Genomic DNA, 18,027 nt, shown 5'->3' on the forward strand with positions numbered 1-18,027 from the left:
ATTTTACTTTATTGAAAAATACTATTATATGCTACTTTATCTTCGGTTATTAAAAGAAAGTCTGAGCTTTGCCATTAACGCTTTACGAAATAATAAATTGCGAACTTTATTGTCTTTGTTAGGTGTTACAATTGGTATATTTTCAATTATTGCTGTTCTTGCTGCTGTTGATTCTTTAGACCGAAAAATTTCTAAAGATTTGAGCAGTTTAGATAAAAATACGATTTATTTAATGAAATATTGTTTTGGGCCGTCAGAAATTCCGCAATGGAAAAGAGAGCAATTCCCCAATGTAAAATATGACGAGTACATCAACTTGAAAAATTCACTAAATAATACAGAACAAGTTGGATATCAATTATTCGTAAATCGTGAAAGCTTAAAATACGATTCGAAAACCGTTGCCGATGTAAATATGGTTCCGTCATCATTTGAAATGGTCGATATTGATGGCTTAAGTTTCGACAAAGGAAGATTTTATAATGAATCGGAATCAAATTCAGGAACTCCTGTAATTGTTTTAGGATATGATATTGCCAACGGACTTTTTGGAGAAAGTGATCCTGTCGGAAAAAGTATTCGTTTATACGGACAGCGTTTCACGGTCATTGGCGTAATGAAAAAACAAGGTGCAGGTTTTTTTGGAGACAGTAATGATACTTCGGTTTATTTTCCGGCAAATTTTCTTCGCAGAATGTACGGTGACAGCGATGCTATGACACCTGTAATAGTTTTGAAACCTGTAAAAGGTATCGATATGGATGCTTATAAAGCTGAAGTTGCACAAAAACTACGAGCAATTCGCGGAATGAAAGCAGGGGAGATAGATAATTTTTTTGTAAATGTACTTTCCGGATTTACCGATTTTATAGATGGAATTTTAGGTCAGATGAATGTTGTGGGATGGATTATCAGTGGATTTTCTCTTTTGGTTGGAGGTTTCGGAATTGCCAATATTATGTTTGTTTCCGTAAAAGAACGAACCAATTTAATCGGAATTCAAAAATCGCTTGGTGCTAAAAATAGATTTATTCTGTTTCAGTTTTTATTTGAAGCTATAATTCTTTCTGTAATTGGCGGAATTATCGGTTTGTTGATGGTTTGGGGAATCGCATTGATTCTAACAAAAGCACTCGATTTTGAATTCGTCTTAAGCTTCGGAAATATAGTTTTAGGAACAACGCTGGCCGCGCTTATCGGATTAATTTCAGGAATTTTGCCTGCGATTTCAGCAGCGAATTTAGATCCTGTAGAAGCGATTAGAACGGGAATGTAACTCTAAGATTCTAAGATGCTGAGGTTCTAAGTTCTTCAAATGCGCGAAGATTTAAGGTTTTAAATGCACGCAAGATTTTAGTTCTTGATAAAGTTCCAGAGGAACGATATGTTTAGTTTATATTCGAGGGAACTTTGATTTTAGTTTTATCCCATTTGATTGAGTCAGGATAATAGTAAAAATATTTTCTGTCGTTATTTTTATATTGCAAAACAGTATCCTCTTCTTGAGTAGTTCTTCTGATAATATAATTGCCGATATTTTTCTTGTTTAAAAACTCAAAAAAAGAAGTGTTTTGAATTGTGTCATTTTGAGATGCAACGATTAAAATCTGTCTGTTTTTTTCTTTGATGAGAATGTTTTCAGAAAGAAAATCAGTTAAACTTTTTTGAGGGACTCTAACAATGTCTTTTGGTTTTAAAAATAAAAGATGTGGAAGAGTGTCATTTTCACTGCCATAACTGCAAAATTCCCTGTAGTATTCTTTTTGATAAAAATAAAGATTACCCTTTTTATCAATAAGTAATTGATGTTCTCCATAGAAGCCTTTTCTGGGAAATGCCATTGTTTTACTGCTGTTTTCTTTTAAAGAATCTATATATTTTTGAAGTTTTTCATCTTCATATGAAATAATATAAGCTTTGTTTTTAATCTCAAGATTCTCTTCTTTCCTAACACAATTCAAAAGAAGCAAACAAATTATAAAACCAATAAAAATTCTTTTCATAAGCTAAGATTTAAATTAAAGATATAAAAAAATCTCACCTGCAATTAAGCGGATGAGATTTTAAATGTTTTTAGAAGATTTAAACTATCTAATATTGTTATTCTGAATTAAATCAATATATAAATTGATCTTATCTTTTAAATCTTTTCTTGGTGTAATAAAATCAAGGAAACCGTGCTCTAAAAGAAACTCAGCAGTTTGAAAACCTTCCGGTAAATCTTTCCCTGTAGTATCACGAACGACACGCGGACCAGCGAAACCAATCAAAGCACCTGGTTCAGAGATATTGATGTCTCCTAACATGGCGTAAGATGCAGTTGTTCCTCCTGTAGTTGGATCTGTACATAAAGAAATGTATGGTAAACCAGCTTCAGCAAGCTGCGCAAGTTTAACAGATGTTTTTGCTAATTGCATTAATGAATAAGCTGCTTCCATCATACGAGCTCCACCAGATTTAGAAATCATTACAAAAGGCATATTGTTTTTGATCGCGTGATCAATACCTCTGGCAATTTTTTCACCTACAACAGCACCCATAGATCCACCAATAAAGGCAAAATCCATACAGCAAATTACAAGTTCTTTTCCTTTAGATTTTCCTACTCCGGTACGTACAGCGTCTTTAAGATGCGTTTTTTCCATTACATCTTTCAATCGCTCTGCATATTTTTTTGTATCCACAAAATGCAAAGGATCTTTTGATGTCATGTTTTTATCTAACTCAACAAATTCGTTGTTGTCGAATAAAATTTCAAAATAGGTTGCGCTTCCAATTCTAACGTGAAAATCATCTTCCGGACTAACAAATAAGTTTCGGGCTAATTCGTCAGCGTCAATAATTTTTCCAGTAGGAGATTTGTACCACAATCCTTTCGGAACGTCCATCTTATCTTCTGTCGCGGTTGTAATCCCTTTTTCCTGTCTTTTAAACCAAGCCATATTTTTTGTTTTTTTTGTTTCAGGTTTAAAGTTTAAAGTTGCGAAACTTGAAACCTGAAACTTTAAACTTTTAATTATAGTGTATTCACATTGTTTAAGTCTGCAAAAGCTTGCTCAAGTCTTGTGTTGAATGTCACTTCGCTTTCACGTACCCATTTTCTTGGGTCATAATATTTTTTGTTAGGAACATCAGCACCTTCAGGGTTACCGATTTGTGTTTTTAAATAGTCAATGTTTTTAACCATATAATCACGAATTCCTTCAGTATATGCAAATTGTAAATCTGTATCAATGTTCATTTTGATAACTCCGTAGCTAATTCCTTCTCTGATTTCTTCAAGTGTAGAACCTGAACCTCCGTGGAAAACGAAATCTACCGGGTTAGGACCAGTTTTGAATTTGTTTTGAACGAAATCCTGAGAATTTTTTAAGATTTTTGGAGTTAATTTTACGTTTCCTGGTTTGTAAACACCGTGAACGTTTCCAAAAGCTGCAGCTATAGTAAATTTAGGACTTACTTTAGATAATTCTTCGTAAGCATAAGCTACTTCTTCTGGCTGAGTGTATAATTTAGAACTGTCGACATCAGAGTTGTCAACACCATCTTCTTCACCACCTGTAATACCTAGCTCGATTTCTAATGTCATACCCATTTTACTCATTCTTGCTAAATACTCTTTACAGATCTCGATATTTTCTTCGATTGGCTCCTCAGACAAATCGATCATATGAGAACTGAATAATGGTTTTCCTGTTTCTGCAAAATGTTTTTCAGATGCATCTAACAAACCATCAATCCAAGGTAATAATTTTTTTGCACAGTGGTCAGTATGTAAAATTACTGTTGCACCGTAAGCTTCTGCTAATGCGTGGATATGTTTTGCTCCTGCAATTCCACCAGCGATTGCTGATTTTTCACCTGCATTAGATAATCCTTTTCCAGCATTAAATTGTGCTCCTCCGTTTGAAAATTGAATGATAACTGGCGCGTTTAGTTTTGCTGCAGTTTCAAGAACTCCATTGATTGTGCTAGACCCTGTAACATTTACTGCTGGTAAAGCAAAACCTTTTTCTTTCGCATAATTAAAAATCTCCTGAACCTGATCTCCTGTAGCTACTCCTGGTTTAATATTGTGTGCCATTGTAATTTTTTTTATAGTTGTTTTTAGTTTTTAGGTTGCAAAAATAAGAATTAATTAGCATTAGAAAGGATAATTTATTCCAAAATTTAAAACCGAGTGCCCAAAATTGTATTCTTTAAACCAACGGTCTCCCTCTGGATGCGCCGGATTATAGGTCTTAAAGCCTAAATCTAAACGAATAACAAAAAAGCTTAAATCGTAACGTAAACCAAATCCTGACCCCAAAGCAATTTCTTCTAAATCGTTTAAGTTGTTGAATTTTGCTTTGTCATCAATCACATTATCGAGTACATTCCAGATATTTCCGGCGTCTGCAAAGATAGCTCCTTTGACATCTCCGAATATTTTAAATCGAAATTCGGCACTCATTGCAATTTTCATATTGGCCTCATTAAAATCGTTCAAAGCATTTGTGCTTCCGGGACCTAACGAATAAGGCTGCCATGCGCGATTATCATTAGAACCTCCCGCATAATAACTTCGTGAAAACGGAATGTAATTTGAGTTTCCAAATGGAATTGCGATTCCAAAAAAACTTCTTACTGCCAAAACTTTTTCTTTACCAAAATCCCAGTGTTTAATATAATCTAATTCGGTTTTTACATATTCTGAATATTCCAAATTAAAAATTTCATAGTTCCCGTTTGTATTTTTAGGTAAACTCGCAACGCTCGAAATGGCTGATAATAAAGTTCCTGCAGATTCTATTTTTGTTTTAAACTGATAAAAAGTATTGTCGGCAAGATCTTTTTTTGTTGTTGTTGTAAAAGTATAACTCGTTGCCAGAATAAAATCATTTTCTGTCAATCTTACTCTTCTTTCTTCGATACTTTCAACATCTTTATATTGTGCATCTGCCGGAGTTAATGCTGTTTGATTATTTAAAACCTGATTAGTAAAATTTGTTGTTCCCTGGCTAATAATTAAATTTCCATTTTCATCTATGTTTGTCGCATCAGTATTGTATTGATTTGCAATGCCGTTTAATTCATTATAAGAAGAAGTATAAACTCTGTAATAATTGCCCGGATTTAGATTACGTACAAACTGTGCATTCAATAAATCAAGTTTTACTGTATTACGTCTTTTTGGAGACCAGTTATAAGATAATCCACCTGTAAAATTTTCTTTATCTAAACCAATATTTCTTTGTTTTGAAAAACCAGCTGCAATACTCGTTGAAGGAATCATTCTTTTCGGAATAATTTTTTCAGTTCCAAACGGCATCAGGATTCTTGGAAAATTAAGTTTTGTATCAATTCCGTATTCCGAAACATTAAAGAAATTATTATTTGGATTGGCCATATCTTTTGATGATCCGATATTTAAACGCGCCGAGATTTCTAAAGTTTCAGCCCTGTTAAAAACATTTCGAATCGTTTCAGAAACACTCGCTCCAATTCCAAAATCTTGAATATTAGAATGTGTAAAATCCAAAGTAGCCCCAAAACTATATTTCTTTCGTGGTGTTAAATAAACATTAGCAATTAAAGATTCTCCTGCCGGATCTCGTTTGTCGACTTCATATTGTATCGAAGGATAATTAAAAATCTTCAAATTATTCAAATATCGGGAAGAAAGGGTTGTTCGGGTGTCAGAAAAAGTACTTCCCTTTGTGATAAAAATCGCATCTGTTATTGCGCGAGGTTTATACTTTAAGGTTTTATAGCTGTATAAATTAAAGTTGTTATAAGCCGTACTATCGTTAATTTTCGTTTTTGCATTCGTTGGAGAATAATCTGTATAAATATTGACATCGCTGATTTTATACAATTTAAAAGGTTCAGTACGGCTCGAATCTCTTTCCTGAATGTTATTGTTTTTAATAATTAAAGTTACATCTGCCTTGTTTTGTTTGCCAATCGTATCAATATTATAATTGATATAAGTTGGCTGAAAAAAGTAAGCACCATGATTTCTGAAATAAGTGGTAATACGGCTTTTTTCTTCCTCAAAATCAGAAGTTTTAAATTGATTTCCGGATTTTAAAAGAGAAGGTTCATTATTTGTTTTGTATAATGAATCCAGAGCAGGGGTAAGAATGTTGGTTTTAATTGAATCTAAAGTATAACCCGGCCCTGTTGTAATATTATAATTTACCTGAGCTTTTTTTCTGCCAACGCTATCAATATTATAATCTGTTTTTACATTAAAAAAACCATTGTTGAAATAATAATATTTTAAACGGGTCAGGGACTTTTTTGTTTTTGCAGTGTCGACAATAACAGGCGGTTCACCGGTATTTTTTAAAAATTCGTGAATTCCTTTATATAAAAATGATTGTCCAAGACGATCTACTTGCTTTGCAGATAAAACTTTTGCCTGTCGCTCATAAAGACCCGGATTGTTTTTAAATTTTGCCTGATAAGTAGAATCAGGATTTAAATTGGCTAAATTGTACATGTTTAAACGCAATTTGTAGCCCAATAAAGTACCATTTGGTTTTTGATACATTTGATTTGATGCTATTTCGTCGTTTGTAGACTTTCCATTAACCAGAATATTATTTTTTACAAGAAGGCTTTTTCCATCCGGAACTCTTTTTACGGCATTACAAGCAGAAATAAATATTGCTATTAGAATAAATGCTACTATTTTTGTGGAATTCTTTTTCAAGTGTTTTTTAATATTTAATTCAAAAGTACATTATTTTATGGTTAGTAAAAACCAAATAAAACTTATAACAGGTTTACATCAAAAAAAGCAACGTTTTGCAAATCAATTATTTTTTGCCGAAGGAGTAAAAGTAATTCAAGAACTCTTGCAATCCAATTTTGAATTAGAACATTTATACACAACACAAAATGATTTTGAAATAGTTGAGCCTTCAAAACGCACGCTTATTAATGAGCAGGAACTTAAAAAAATAAGTGCTTTATCAACTCCAAATTCATGTTTGGCGGTTTTTAAAATTCCTGCCGAAAATAAAATTACCGACTCTGGTTTAATTGTAGCTTTAGACGACATTCGTGATCCCGGAAATTTAGGAACCATTTTGCGTCTTTGCGATTGGTTTGGCATTAAACAAATTATTTGTTCAAAAGAAACCGTTGATATCTACAATCCCAAAGTAGTTCAGGCTACAATGGGTTCTATTACCAGAGTAAACGTAAATTATGTCGATTTGAAAACTTTTATTTCGCAAACAAAATTACCTGTTTTTGGAACTTTTATGAATGGAGAAAACATTTATCAATCTAATTTACCACAAAACGGAATCATTATTATGGGTAATGAAGCCAATGGTATTTCGGCAGAAATTGAAAAAACGGTTACCAGCCGACTCACAATTCCAAGATTTGGAGAGCTACAAAAAACGGAAAGTTTAAACGTAGCTACTGCAACAGCAATTATTCTAAGTGAATTTAAACGAAATAGTTGAGAAATTGTTTTAATGAAAAGTGAAATTTATTAAAATCGCTCTTGATTTCATAGAATCAATATTATCTGTCCACGGACTTGGCCCGTTTGCCGGATTATCACGAATTAATTCATCGGTTATACCAAACATTCCTCTGATAGAAGGTGAGAAAATAAAATATTCAGAGAAAATATCTATTCCAAAACCAAGTTCATAAGCGGCAGTCCACGGTTTAACCCTGAATTTCCCTTCATGGTTATCATCCTTAGATTTCGAATTACTCGATAAGTTTAATGTCGTAGACATTCCGCCAACTAAATATGGGCGAATGTTTCCGGTACGCAATGATGAGAATTTTAATAGTAAAGGAAAATGTATATAAGTACTGTTTACTTCTCTTAAATAATCTTTTTGTAAAGGCATTTCAGGATAATACAAATCTCTTTTTGTGTAATACAAACCTGGCTCAAAACGCAAATTAATGTATTCCTGCAATCTTAAATCGGCAACAACACCAACATTAAAACCAGTTGTTTTTTTTACCTGAATGTCTTGTTGAACGACATTTTTGTAATCAATTTTAAAGTCGAAACTATTGAAACCTAAATAATACCCGAAGTACAGGCGTTGTTTTTGCCAGTTTTCGAGATTAATAATAGGATCTTTGCTAAACATGTTTTTAGCAAATTGAGAATATCCTTTTGTCGTTAAGACTAATAAAAGTAAGATTACTGTTTTTTTCATACTATTTTTTAGAAGCAGAATAAATGGTTGCAACTCCAAACGTTTGTGGCATAGCCACAACATCTATAAACCCAATTTTTCTCAAAATATTGTTTAACGCTTCTCCATAAGGAAAAACAGCAGCCGATTCAGACAAATATCCATAAGCTGAATTATCTTTAGAGAATAACTTTCCTATAACGGGAAGTATGTTTTTTGTATAGAATTTATATCCTTGTTTATAAGGTGTTTTATCTGGTACCGAAGTTTCTAAGATAACAAAAACACCATTTGGTTTTAAAACTCTTAAAATTTCTGCGAAACCTTTTTCTAAATTCTCAAAGTTTCGAACTCCAAAACCAACAGTAATTGCGTCAAAATAATTATCTTCAAAAGGTATGCTTTCTGAATCCCCTAAAACTAAATCAATAACATTTGATAGTTTTTTTTCTTCTACTTTCTTTTTTCCCACCTCAAGCATTCCTGCAGAAATATCCAGGCCTATAATTTTTTCAGCATTAGTTTGTGTCATTAAAATAGCAAGATCACCGGTTCCTGTCGCAATGTCAAGAATGATTTTTGGCTTTTTATCAGAAACTATTTTCAATACTTTTTTTCGCCATTTAATATCAATTCCAAAAGAAATTACGCGGTTTAAATTATCATAGTTTCCAGAGATAGTATCAAACATTTGGGCAACTTGTTCTTTTTTGCCTAGTGTAGAGTCTTTATATGGGGTTACCTTTTCAGTCATTATTTTTTATTTACGCAAATATAATACAATCTGACTTAACTGTTATGGGTTTTTTAATTTGTAAATCAAATGTTTCAGAAAAAGATTTTTAAGCTAACAATTGTCTTTTGCTTATCACGGAAAGTGGGTATTGTGAAAAAATCACGGAAAGTGGGTATTGTGGCAACAAGATTTTATTGTCACTTTTGTCCTATAAAAATATTAAAATTTTTAATGATTAATAGTTGTTGTGACTCAAATCAAATGAATACTTTTTTTGTGCTGGTAATTTCATTTGTTCTTGTAGGTAGTTTTGAAAGTATTATTTTTAATGATACTATTTTTTAAAGCGCAAAATACGTTCTTAGGATTAAATTTGTTTTTGGAAATTTTAATTTTCTTGTCTTTAATACCTTCGTGGTATTTGGTATTAAAGACCCCATTTTTTGAGATTTATTCTCAGAAAAACAATTCATTTATAACAATAGTTTTCAATTGTTTAACAATTGTAAATTTTACGTCATGTTATCAAATACTATTTCTTGAATGAGTCCTAAGCTAGAAATCATTTTTTATTAAAGACATCCTCATTTTTGGGGATGTTTTTTATTTTATCTTTTAATGTAAGTTTCGTAAGTGTAGTCATAAAGATGTTTTTCATCTTTAAAATTTTCTTCAGATTCAACTAACAGCCAATCGTTTTCATTAATTTTAGGAAAAAATGCATCAGCTTCAAAAGTATGATGAACCTTTGTGATTTCTATAATGTCAGCATATTGCAAACCTAAGTTATAAATCTCTCCTCCACCAATAATGTATGAGTCTTCGTTTTCAGGACATATAGCAATTGCTTTTTCAATGCTATTTACAACAATGCAACCATCGGGGTTGTAGTTTTCCTGGCGCGTTATAACAATATGGGTTCTGTTGGGTAATGGCTTTGGAAAACTTTCAAAAGTCTTTCTTCCCATAATAATATGATGACCGGTTGTAAGTTCCTTGAATCTTTTAAAATCATTTGGTAAATGCCAAACAAGTTCATTATTTTTTCCAAGCGCATTATTTTCGGCTACAGCCGCTATCATTATAAGCATCGTATAAACTAAATTTTGTTATCTGTATCCTCGTTGATTTTTGATTCTAATTGACTAATTCTTTTTTGTTGTAAAGCAACAAGTCTGTCAATTTGTTCTCTTTCCCACTTTTTATTCATAAATCTGTCTGTAATGTAGACTTTTATAAAATGCAGAATAAAAATGAAAAGCCATATCGTTATGCCCCAGATACACCAATTTTGATCTGTATTAGCACCAAAACCAAAAAACCTATTTGCTATAAATAAAAATAGACTCCCTATTAAAAAAAGAACAAAATGAAAATAAAGAACTTTCTTTTGTCTTAATCTTCTTCTGGCATATTCGTATTGTTCGTGCGCTTCTTTTTCCATAAGATATAAATGAGGTCATAAAGTTAAAATTTATTTTGAAATTCAACAATTTGAAGCGTGGAATATTTCGTTAAAAACAACTGTTTAATTCTAATTGCTAAAAAAAATAGTATTAAAATTATAGATATGATTAAAATTACACACGCTTTTTGTTATTGTCACAAATCGCTTTAGTACGTGTCTAATGTAAGAATGATTTTGTGTAATTTAGGTGTATAAATCTAAAAATTAAATAGTTATGTCTTTAAAGAAGCAATTTATCAAAACAAAACCAGTTTGTAAGGTTACATTTTCTGTAGAAGCAAAAGATGCAAGTTCGGCTGCTGTAGTTGGAGATTTTAATAATTGGAATGCCGAAGAAGGAACTTTAAGCAAGTTAAAAAACGGGACTTTTAAAGCTACTTATGACTTAGTAAAAGATGCAATTTACGAGTTTAAATACGTAATCGATGGAAGCTATGTAAATGATCCTGAAGCAGATTCATACAAATGGAATGATTTTGCAGGAAGTGAAAATAGTGTTTTGGTAGTATAAAAAAATCCGCTTAAAATTAATTTTAAGCGGATTTTTTTATTTATACAGCAACACTTCCTTTTATACCTGCATGTGGTTCATAATCAACAAGTGTAAAATCGTCATAATCAAAATCAAAAATGTTTTTAATCGCAGGATTTAAAATCATTTTTGGTAATGGTTTTGGTTCGCGCGTTAGTTGTAATTCTAATTGCTCAAAATGATTGTTGTAAATGTGTGCATCTCCAAAAGTATGAATAAATTCACCTGCTTCAAGATCGCAAACCTGGGCAATCATCATTGTTAATAATGCATAAGAAGCTATATTAAACGGAACGCCTAAAAATATATCGGCGCTTCTTTGGTATAATTGACAAGATAGCTTTCCTTTTGTTTCGCCTTTTTCAAGATCAGGACTTGTAACATAAAATTGAAAAAAAGCATGACAAGGAGGCAAGGCAGCTTTGTTATTTGCTACATTTTCTTCAAATGATTTCTTTGTGTCTGGTAAAACTGATGGGTTCCAGGCCGAGATTAACATTCTTCGGCTGTTTGGATTTGTTTTTAATTCAGTAATTAATTCAGAGATCTGGTCAATTTCTTCGCTGTTCCAATTGCGCCATTGGTGACCGTAAACGGGTCCCAAATCTCCATTAGAATCTGCCCAGGCATCCCAGATTTTCACCCCGTTTTCTTGTAAATATTTAATATTGGTATCACCTTTTAAAAACCAAAGTAGTTCGTAAATGATAGATTTTAAGTGTAACTTTTTGGTTGTAACCATTGGGAAACCTTCACTTAAATCAAAACGCATTTGGTAACCGAAAACGCTTTTTGTTCCGGTTCCTGTTCGGTCTCCTTTTTGGTTACCGTTTTCTAAAACATGTTTTACTAAATCTAAGTATTGCTTCATAATTGGTCTAATCGTTTATTCGTTTTGTTGTTTATTCGGGTAAATGTTTAATCGATTTAACGAATAAACAAATCCACGATTAAACAATCAGAATTATCTTTTTGAAATTTCGTCTCTAATTTTCGCTGCTTTTTCATAATCTTCCTGAGAAACTGCCTGATCTAAAAGTTCATTTAGTTCTTGTAAACTATGTTTTGCATAAACATCGCCGGATTGATTGCTTTCTTCTTCATGCCCGAAAGTTTCCGGATTCGAAAGTACATCATCTATTTCCTGAGAACCCTGATCTGTTTCTGCAGTATTTGATTTTAAATAAATACCCGCTTTGTCTAAGATATTTTTATAAGTGAAAATCGGTGCATTGAAACGTAATGCCAATGCAATAGCATCAGATGTTCTGGCATCGATGATTTCTTCGATTTTATCTCTTTCGCAAATTAAGCTTGAATAAAAAACGCCATCAACCAGTTTATGGATGATTACTTGTTTTACAACAATGTCAAATCTTTCAGCAAAGTTTTTGAACAAATCGTGTGTTAACGGGCGAGGAGGTTTTATCTCTTTTTCTAAGGCAATAGCGATCGATTGGGCTTCAAAAGCTCCAATAACAATAGGTAGTTTTCTTTCACCATCAACTTCATTCAAAATTAAGGCATAAGCGCCATTTTGAGTTTGACTGTATGAAATTCCTTTTATGGACAATTTTACTAGACTCATATATGTGGGTAAAAAAGGGCACTTAATGCCACATTTTAATACTTTTTTTGATTGGAAAATAAAGGTGCAATTTTAATCAAAAAATATGGAACAAAAAAGCTACCTAAAACAAAGATACGATTATCTTGTTTTTAGGCAGCTATATTTTTATAGAGAATTTTAAATTAAGAATGCTGTGCTTTAAACGCTTTTAATTTCTCTGTTAACTTAGGGACAATTTCAAAAGCATCTCCAACAATACCATAATCCGCTACTTTAAAGAAAGGTGCTTCGGGATCGCTATTGATTACAACTTTTACTTTAGATGAGTTAATACCCGCAATATGCTGGATAGCTCCGGAAATTCCTATTGCAATATATAAATTTGTTGCAACCGGTTTTCCTGTTTGACCAACGTGTTCGCTGTGAGGTCTCCATCCTAAATCAGAAACTGGTTTAGAACATGCGGTTGCAGCGCCTAAAACAGCGGCTAAATCTTCAACTAATCCCCAGTTTTCAGGACCTTTCAATCCACGTCCGCCAGAAACTACGATATCAGCATCAGCAATAGATACTTTTCCAGATACTTTTTCTACAGATTCTACTTTTACTCCAAAGTCATTATCTCCAATTGTTGGATTAAAATCTTCTACAGATGCAGATCCTGCACTTTCGAAAATTCCGTAAGAGTTTTTAGCAAGGCCAAGAACTTTTACATCTGTACTAATTTCGGTAATATTAAAAGCTTTGTTTGAGAAAGCATTTCTTTTTACCTGAAAAGGAGAAGTACTTACCGGTAATCCAACAACATTTGAAGCGAAACCAGCATTTAAAGCTACTGCAACCAATGATGATAAATAAATACTGTCTGTAGTCGAAGAAAGTAAAACAACTTTTGTTCCTTCTTTTTCAGCAGCCTGTTTTATAACATCGGCGTAAGCTTTAGCTGTAAAACCTGCTAATTTATCGTTTGTAACTTTTAGTACTTTATCAACTCCGTATTTAGATAATTCGCTTACATCTGTAATGTTTACAGTTAAAGCGGTAACGGTTGTTCCTAAAGTTTCTGCCACTTTTTTAGCGTAAGAAGCTAATTCAAAAGCAACTTTTTTAAATTTTCCTTCTGCAGATTCTGCATATATTAATATTGACATGATTTTTTTAGATTTTAGATTTTAGATTTCAGATTCTTTGAAAATGAAACCTAAAAAGATTATTGATTTTAGATTTGAAGTGAATCAAATGTTTAATTTAGATTTTAACCTTGCGCAAAGCAATCTAAAATCTAAACGCTACAACCTTAAATCACTTTAGCCTCGTTGTGTAATAGATTAACTAACTCATCCAAGTTATCTGCAGAAATTAATTTTACAGCTGATTTTGGAGCTGGTTTTTCAAATTTTACCGCTTTTGTATTTACAGGAGCGTCAACTGGCTCTAGAATAGTAAGTGCTTTTGTTCTTGCCGTCATAATTCCTCTCATGTTCGGAATACGTAAATCTTTTTCTTCAACAAGACCTTTTTGTCCACCAATAATAAGAGGTAAAGTAGTGCTTACAGTTTCTTTTCCACCATCGATTTCACGAACTGCTTTTACATTGTTTCCATCAACAGTTAAAGAAGTACAAGAGTTTAAAAAGTTAGAACCTAAAATTCCTGCAATCATTCCGGGAACCATCCCGCCATTGTAATCTAAAGATTCTTTTCCTGCAATTACAAGATCATAACCTCCATTTTTAATTACTTCTGCCAGTTGTTTTGCAACAAAAAAACCATCAGTTGGATTTGCGTTTACACGAATAGCTTCGTTTGCACCAATTGCCAAAGCTTTACGCAAAGTTGGTTCAGTATCAGGACCTCCAACATTCACTACAGTAACGTTAGCACCTTGTTGTTCCTGAAACCAAATAGCACGCGTTAGACCAAACTCGTCATTAGGATTAATTACATATTGTACACCATTGGTATCAAATTCTGAGTCACCATTGGAGAAGTTAATTTTTGAAGTAGTATCAGGCACATGGCTGATGCAAACTAGTATTTTCATAAGTATATATTTTGAATTTATAATATGCTTTTACAAATTTAGAATTTAATTTGGAATAATTATACTATGCATGCATAATATTTTTGAAAACTATTACGATTTCGCAGAAAGGTAGAAATGAAGCTTAAAATAAATTTTTTAAGCTTATGAATTGAAAGATGAAGGAATTATATAATAAAGTTAATCCCTGATTTTTAAAGAAACAATTCGAAAACCGATTTTAGGTTGTCAACCTCTATTTTATAAGACAAAAACACAAGTTGCTGACTTATAGTAATTTGTCGGCTATTTGCTTCTCTTTATAACGCAATCATATTTTAAAAACATCAATATAAATATTTCTTTTTTAAGAATTAACTATCCCAATACATCTTACTAAAAATATATTTGTAAGAAAATATATCAATTTTATTTTGAAAAGTCGAATATTTAACTTAAAATTGTAGGAAATTTATGTTAAATATTTATTTACAAATAAAGCATAAAAATAACTTAGTCACTAATAATCAGAATACAAGCATAATGGTAAGAGTAAGAAGTATAATTTGGAGTTTTGTTTTGGTTATTAATTTTATAGGTTATAGTCAATCTCCTGGTGGAGTTCCGGGATCACAGGTTTGGTTTAAAACGAATCAATTGCCAAATGGCTATTTCAACTGGCAGGATTTTAGCGGCAATGGAGTTAAGTTTAATGATTGGAATTCTACTAAGGAATATACTTATACCAATCGTAATTTTAATTTTAACACCGGGCTTTATATGAATGGCTGGAGCAGTGAGTTTTTCTTAAATCAAACCAACTTACAGCAAGCTACAATAATTGGAATTTTCGGTTTTGTAACCACCAATTTTAACTACGAGACTACTATATTCGGAGTTAAAGGCCGACCAAATGAAAGCACATTAATTACCAATGATAAAATAGTAGACAGTGCTGAAAGAGGCAGTGAAATTTTGGATTATGGGGAAGCAAATGGAGAAGATTTGTACCGTAAACAGGACAACAGCGAAGGATCAGAAGCCAAATTCAGAGAACGTTCCTTAAAAATTGTTTCGTATTATCAATATCAGCAGCCTAATATTTCGGTTTGGGGAGAAGATCAAAATTCAAGTATAACTCTTGGGAATGTTCATATTAATGAGCCCAATGGTTTTTCAACCTATACCATGAAAAATTTCTATAATAATCTGTATGGTTATCTGCCTGAATTATTTGTCTACAGCCGTATTTTAACACTACTTGAACGCCGAAAAGCCGAAACTTATCTGGCTGTAAAATATGGTGTGAGCTTAACTAATTCTTATATAGCGAGTGACGATAAATTAATTTGGGATTATAGTGCAAACACAGCCTACAACAACCGTATTACCGGAATTATGCGTGATGATGCCAGTGGTTTGAATCAGCCTTTTTCTACTACAAGTTACGAAGAAGGACCTTATTATTCCGATTCGTATGATTCTTATCAGGATCCTGCTTATAGAGACCAGTCTACACGTTACCGTTTATTGGCAATGGGGCAGATGCCCGCAAATGAATTGGCAGATAAGAATGCCGCTTTATGGGGGGACGACAATGGTATTTTAGCCACTAAAGATGCCGGTGGTATTGCAGGGATAAAACGAATGGCAAGAACATGGAAACTTGTTACGAACATTCCGAACCCAACAGCAGAACAAAAGAAATTACTTTTTAACAGTAAAGGATTTGAGGTAGATTCGAATTTAGGTAAAAGTACATTTACTAGTGATTATGCATATGTGGAAGGAATAAGTGTCACAAAAACGCCTACGCAGAAAAAAAATGGTTATCTGGAGTTTAAAACAGTAGCAAAAGGAAGTGACGTAACAGTAAAATTTGGAGCGCAGAACGGGCTTGCTGGACCAATGGATTATGGTATAAAAATGGATGCAAACGGATCCATTTATGCAATCGAAAACACCAAACAACCCGTTTATTTAGGGGTAATAATACCTAATTATCATAAAACTACGATAGAGAAAAAAGGAAATCAGGTTTTTATAAATATCTATGATCCCAACGGTGTAAAATCAATCACAACAAGAATCCTGACTGTTTTGCCTGCAGATCTCGATAAGGATTTTTATGGCGTTGTATCGTCAGTAAATAAAACGGTAGATTTTTCTCTGACAGTACTTCATGGTGGGTTTATAGCAACAGGATCAAGAGTAGAACTTTCTTATGATAGTTCAAGAGCGGCAGAATTTGCAAACTATACAGACAGGAGTTACCTGATTATAGACCGTTCCGGTACTGGAGAATTTGGAGTTGATAATGTAGAATACCTACCCATTAGTGAGATCGATAATACCCGAAAAAAAATAATTTTCAACAATGTACTATGGGATACAGATGGTAATGGCAAGGATGTTTTTTCTTTTGGATATAAAGATAAAGCCGTAAAATTAATTGCCGTTGAGGAAGCCATACCGCCTACTTGTGTTGATGGAGTCTTACAACAAGACGGAAAAATCAATATTGAAGTAAAAGAAGGTTTTCCGGCATATAAATACACTTTGAATAAAACAGGAACTTCTACGGTTTTGCAAACTGGGACTTTTAATGAACCTAAAAAAACGTTGACCAATCTGGAAGCAGGCAACTATGATTTGACTTTGGAAATGGTAGGGACCAATTTTGAAAGAAGTGGAGGTAGCTCTTTTGCCATGGTAGCCTCAGTAACAAACACAAGCTTAATCACATCAGGAAATGGAAGTTTGGAATGGACGGTATCTGATATTTTTGATTATGTATATGAGGATAAATATATAGGTTTTATCGATCAAAAAACAATCCTCACCCGAGATGCTTTAAGTTATGGAGTGCACATAGAAGTAGGAGGTCGGCTATCTTTCTTTAGCAGAGGAGGTACATATAACGTTGTTTTAGCAACATTAAGTAAAGGCGACAGAATAAAATTGGAAATGCAGAACGATATTCTAAAATGCTCGGTTAATGGCAGTCTCGTAGGAACTACAAATCTGTATCAATCAGAGGTGGGAAAACCTTATTTTGGATTTATAGGTTTTGAAGGAACAAGTAATGGTATTTATAATTTAACTCATACCGGTTTTGTAAACAGTTCCACCAAACTTGGATGGTCAACGGCAACCTACTTAACCATAACAGAAGGTGATGGTATAGCCAGCAAAGTAGTGCAAAAAATAGAGATTAAAGCTCCTGAATGTAAAGAAATTCTACCGCCTGTAACACCACCTGTAACAGATAATCTTGTCGTAGCTCCGGTACCTTCAAAAGCAGGGGCAAATTTCAATATTTATGTAAAATTAAATAATCCTTCAGAGATGATGGTATTGATATTTAATACAGCAGGGACATTAATAACGCAGCTTCGAAATCCGGAACTTCAAAAAACAGGCACGTTTACTACCAGTATTCCCACATCAGGAATTTATATCATAAAGGTATTGACAACTGAGGGTGAATTCTCTAAATCAATCATTATACAGTAGTAGTAATTAAAAAT

The 18,027-nt window shown here is 32.8% G+C and carries 16 protein-coding genes; 4 read left to right on the top strand and 12 right to left on the bottom strand.

Translation table 11 applies throughout. From position 1 onward, the window contains the following. Positions 1-28: 28 nt before the first annotated feature. Positions 29-1,276 carry an ABC transporter permease gene (locus RT99_RS17910; RefSeq protein WP_042566113.1) on the top strand — a complete coding sequence of 416 codons (1,248 nt, stop codon included), beginning with the start codon at positions 29-31 and terminating at the stop codon, positions 1,274-1,276. 112 nt (positions 1,277-1,388) lie between these two features. Here RT99_RS17910 and RT99_RS17915 read toward each other — a convergent pair whose 3' ends face one another. From RT99_RS17915 to RT99_RS17930, 4 genes are all read right to left on the bottom strand, one after another. Continuing rightward, positions 1,389-2,003, bottom strand: a complete 615-nt coding sequence (locus tag RT99_RS17915; protein ID WP_042566114.1) for a hypothetical protein — start codon at positions 2,001-2,003, stop codon at positions 1,389-1,391. A gap of 84 nt (positions 2,004-2,087) precedes the next feature. Beyond that, positions 2,088-2,942: an acetyl-CoA carboxylase, carboxyltransferase subunit beta gene (gene accD / locus RT99_RS17920; protein WP_042566115.1), complete on the bottom strand. Its 855-nt coding sequence runs from the start codon at positions 2,940-2,942 to the stop codon at positions 2,088-2,090. 74 nt (positions 2,943-3,016) lie between these two features. Next, a complete protein-coding gene (fbaA, locus tag RT99_RS17925) occupies positions 3,017-4,084 on the bottom strand; it encodes a class II fructose-bisphosphate aldolase (RefSeq protein WP_042566116.1) in 1,068 nt (355 codons plus the stop codon). A 60-nt stretch (positions 4,085-4,144) separates the two neighbouring features. Continuing rightward, positions 4,145-6,700, bottom strand: a complete 2,556-nt coding sequence (locus RT99_RS17930) for a BamA/TamA family outer membrane protein (protein ID WP_042566117.1) — start codon at positions 6,698-6,700, stop codon at positions 4,145-4,147. Positions 6,701-6,737: 37 nt separating this feature from the next. Here RT99_RS17930 and RT99_RS17935 point away from each other — a divergent pair, with 37 nt between their 5' ends. Then, positions 6,738-7,466 (top strand): RNA methyltransferase, encoded by a 729-nt coding sequence (locus tag RT99_RS17935; protein WP_042566118.1) that lies wholly within the window; start codon positions 6,738-6,740, stop codon positions 7,464-7,466. Between the two features lie 9 nt (positions 7,467-7,475). On the opposite strand, the gene RT99_RS17940 is transcribed toward RT99_RS17935, so the two are convergent. The 4 genes from RT99_RS17940 to RT99_RS17960 form a co-directional block, all read right to left on the bottom strand. Beyond that, positions 7,476-8,189 carry a porin family protein gene (locus RT99_RS17940; protein ID WP_042566119.1) on the bottom strand — a complete coding sequence of 238 codons (714 nt, stop codon included), beginning with the start codon at positions 8,187-8,189 and terminating at the stop codon, positions 7,476-7,478. A gap of 1 nt (position 8,190) precedes the next feature. Next, the gene (gene ubiE, locus RT99_RS17945; protein WP_042566120.1) at positions 8,191-8,922 is read right to left on the bottom strand and encodes a bifunctional demethylmenaquinone methyltransferase/2-methoxy-6-polyprenyl-1,4-benzoquinol methylase UbiE; all 732 of its coding nucleotides are present in this window, start codon (positions 8,920-8,922) and stop codon (positions 8,191-8,193) included. A gap of 590 nt (positions 8,923-9,512) precedes the next feature. Continuing rightward, complete coding sequence (locus tag RT99_RS17955) at positions 9,513-9,995, bottom strand: dihydrofolate reductase (protein ID WP_042566122.1); 483 nt, start codon at positions 9,993-9,995, stop codon at positions 9,513-9,515. Between the two features lie 8 nt (positions 9,996-10,003). Next, entirely contained in the window at positions 10,004-10,348 is a 345-nt protein-coding gene (locus tag RT99_RS17960) for a 2TM domain-containing protein (protein ID WP_042566123.1), read from the bottom strand. A 238-nt stretch (positions 10,349-10,586) separates the two neighbouring features. On the opposite strand from RT99_RS17960, the gene RT99_RS17965 reads away from it, so the two are divergent. Beyond that, positions 10,587-10,883, top strand: a complete 297-nt coding sequence (locus tag RT99_RS17965; RefSeq protein WP_042566124.1) for an isoamylase early set domain-containing protein — start codon at positions 10,587-10,589, stop codon at positions 10,881-10,883. Between the two features lie 40 nt (positions 10,884-10,923). On the opposite strand, the gene RT99_RS17970 is transcribed toward RT99_RS17965, so the two are convergent. The 4 genes from RT99_RS17970 to RT99_RS17985 all read right to left on the bottom strand — a co-directional run bounded on the left by RT99_RS17970 (position 10,924) and on the right by RT99_RS17985 (position 14,518). Continuing rightward, the gene (locus RT99_RS17970) at positions 10,924-11,775 is read right to left on the bottom strand and encodes a thymidylate synthase (protein WP_042566125.1); all 852 of its coding nucleotides are present in this window, start codon (positions 11,773-11,775) and stop codon (positions 10,924-10,926) included. Positions 11,776-11,868: 93 nt separating this feature from the next. After that, a complete protein-coding gene (locus RT99_RS17975; protein WP_042566126.1) occupies positions 11,869-12,492 on the bottom strand; it encodes a bifunctional nuclease family protein in 624 nt (207 codons plus the stop codon). Between the two features lie 164 nt (positions 12,493-12,656). Then, positions 12,657-13,625, bottom strand: coding sequence for an electron transfer flavoprotein subunit alpha/FixB family protein (locus RT99_RS17980; protein ID WP_042566127.1), 969 nt, complete (start codon positions 13,623-13,625; stop codon positions 12,657-12,659). Between the two features lie 146 nt (positions 13,626-13,771). Continuing rightward, positions 13,772-14,518 (bottom strand): electron transfer flavoprotein subunit beta/FixA family protein, encoded by a 747-nt coding sequence (locus RT99_RS17985; protein ID WP_042566128.1) that lies wholly within the window; start codon positions 14,516-14,518, stop codon positions 13,772-13,774. Positions 14,519-15,040: 522 nt separating this feature from the next. On the opposite strand from RT99_RS17985, the gene RT99_RS17990 reads away from it, so the two are divergent. After that, positions 15,041-18,013, top strand: coding sequence for a T9SS type A sorting domain-containing protein (locus tag RT99_RS17990; RefSeq protein WP_042566129.1), 2,973 nt, complete (start codon positions 15,041-15,043; stop codon positions 18,011-18,013). Positions 18,014-18,027 lie beyond the last annotated feature (14 nt).

It is taken from the genome of Flavobacterium sp. MEB061, assembly GCF_000834715.1.
In the GTDB taxonomy this organism is placed as follows: domain Bacteria; phylum Bacteroidota; class Bacteroidia; order Flavobacteriales; family Flavobacteriaceae; genus Flavobacterium; species Flavobacterium pectinovorum.

Coding starts and splice junctions, on each gene's coding strand:
- RT99_RS17910 (WP_042566113.1), top strand. CDS start 29: ATGCTACTTTATCTTCGGTTATTAAAAGAAAGTCTGAGCTTTGCCATT.
- RT99_RS17915 (WP_042566114.1), bottom strand. CDS start 2,003: ATGAAAAGAATTTTTATTGGTTTTATAATTTGTTTGCTTCTTTTGAAT.
- accD (WP_042566115.1), bottom strand. CDS start 2,942: ATGGCTTGGTTTAAAAGACAGGAAAAAGGGATTACAACCGCGACAGAA.
- fbaA (WP_042566116.1), bottom strand. CDS start 4,084: ATGGCACACAATATTAAACCAGGAGTAGCTACAGGAGATCAGGTTCAG.
- RT99_RS17935 (WP_042566118.1), top strand. CDS start 6,738: ATGGTTAGTAAAAACCAAATAAAACTTATAACAGGTTTACATCAAAAA.
- RT99_RS17940 (WP_042566119.1), bottom strand. CDS start 8,189: ATGAAAAAAACAGTAATCTTACTTTTATTAGTCTTAACGACAAAAGGA.
- ubiE (WP_042566120.1), bottom strand. CDS start 8,922: ATGACTGAAAAGGTAACCCCATATAAAGACTCTACACTAGGCAAAAAA.
- RT99_RS17955 (WP_042566122.1), bottom strand. CDS start 9,995: ATGCTTATAATGATAGCGGCTGTAGCCGAAAATAATGCGCTTGGAAAA.
- RT99_RS17960 (WP_042566123.1), bottom strand. CDS start 10,348: ATGGAAAAAGAAGCGCACGAACAATACGAATATGCCAGAAGAAGATTA.
- RT99_RS17965 (WP_042566124.1), top strand. CDS start 10,587: ATGTCTTTAAAGAAGCAATTTATCAAAACAAAACCAGTTTGTAAGGTT.
- RT99_RS17970 (WP_042566125.1), bottom strand. CDS start 11,775: ATGAAGCAATACTTAGATTTAGTAAAACATGTTTTAGAAAACGGTAAC.
- RT99_RS17975 (WP_042566126.1), bottom strand. CDS start 12,492: ATGAGTCTAGTAAAATTGTCCATAAAAGGAATTTCATACAGTCAAACT.
- RT99_RS17980 (WP_042566127.1), bottom strand. CDS start 13,625: ATGTCAATATTAATATATGCAGAATCTGCAGAAGGAAAATTTAAAAAA.
- RT99_RS17985 (WP_042566128.1), bottom strand. CDS start 14,518: ATGAAAATACTAGTTTGCATCAGCCATGTGCCTGATACTACTTCAAAA.
- RT99_RS17990 (WP_042566129.1), top strand. CDS start 15,041: ATGGTAAGAGTAAGAAGTATAATTTGGAGTTTTGTTTTGGTTATTAAT.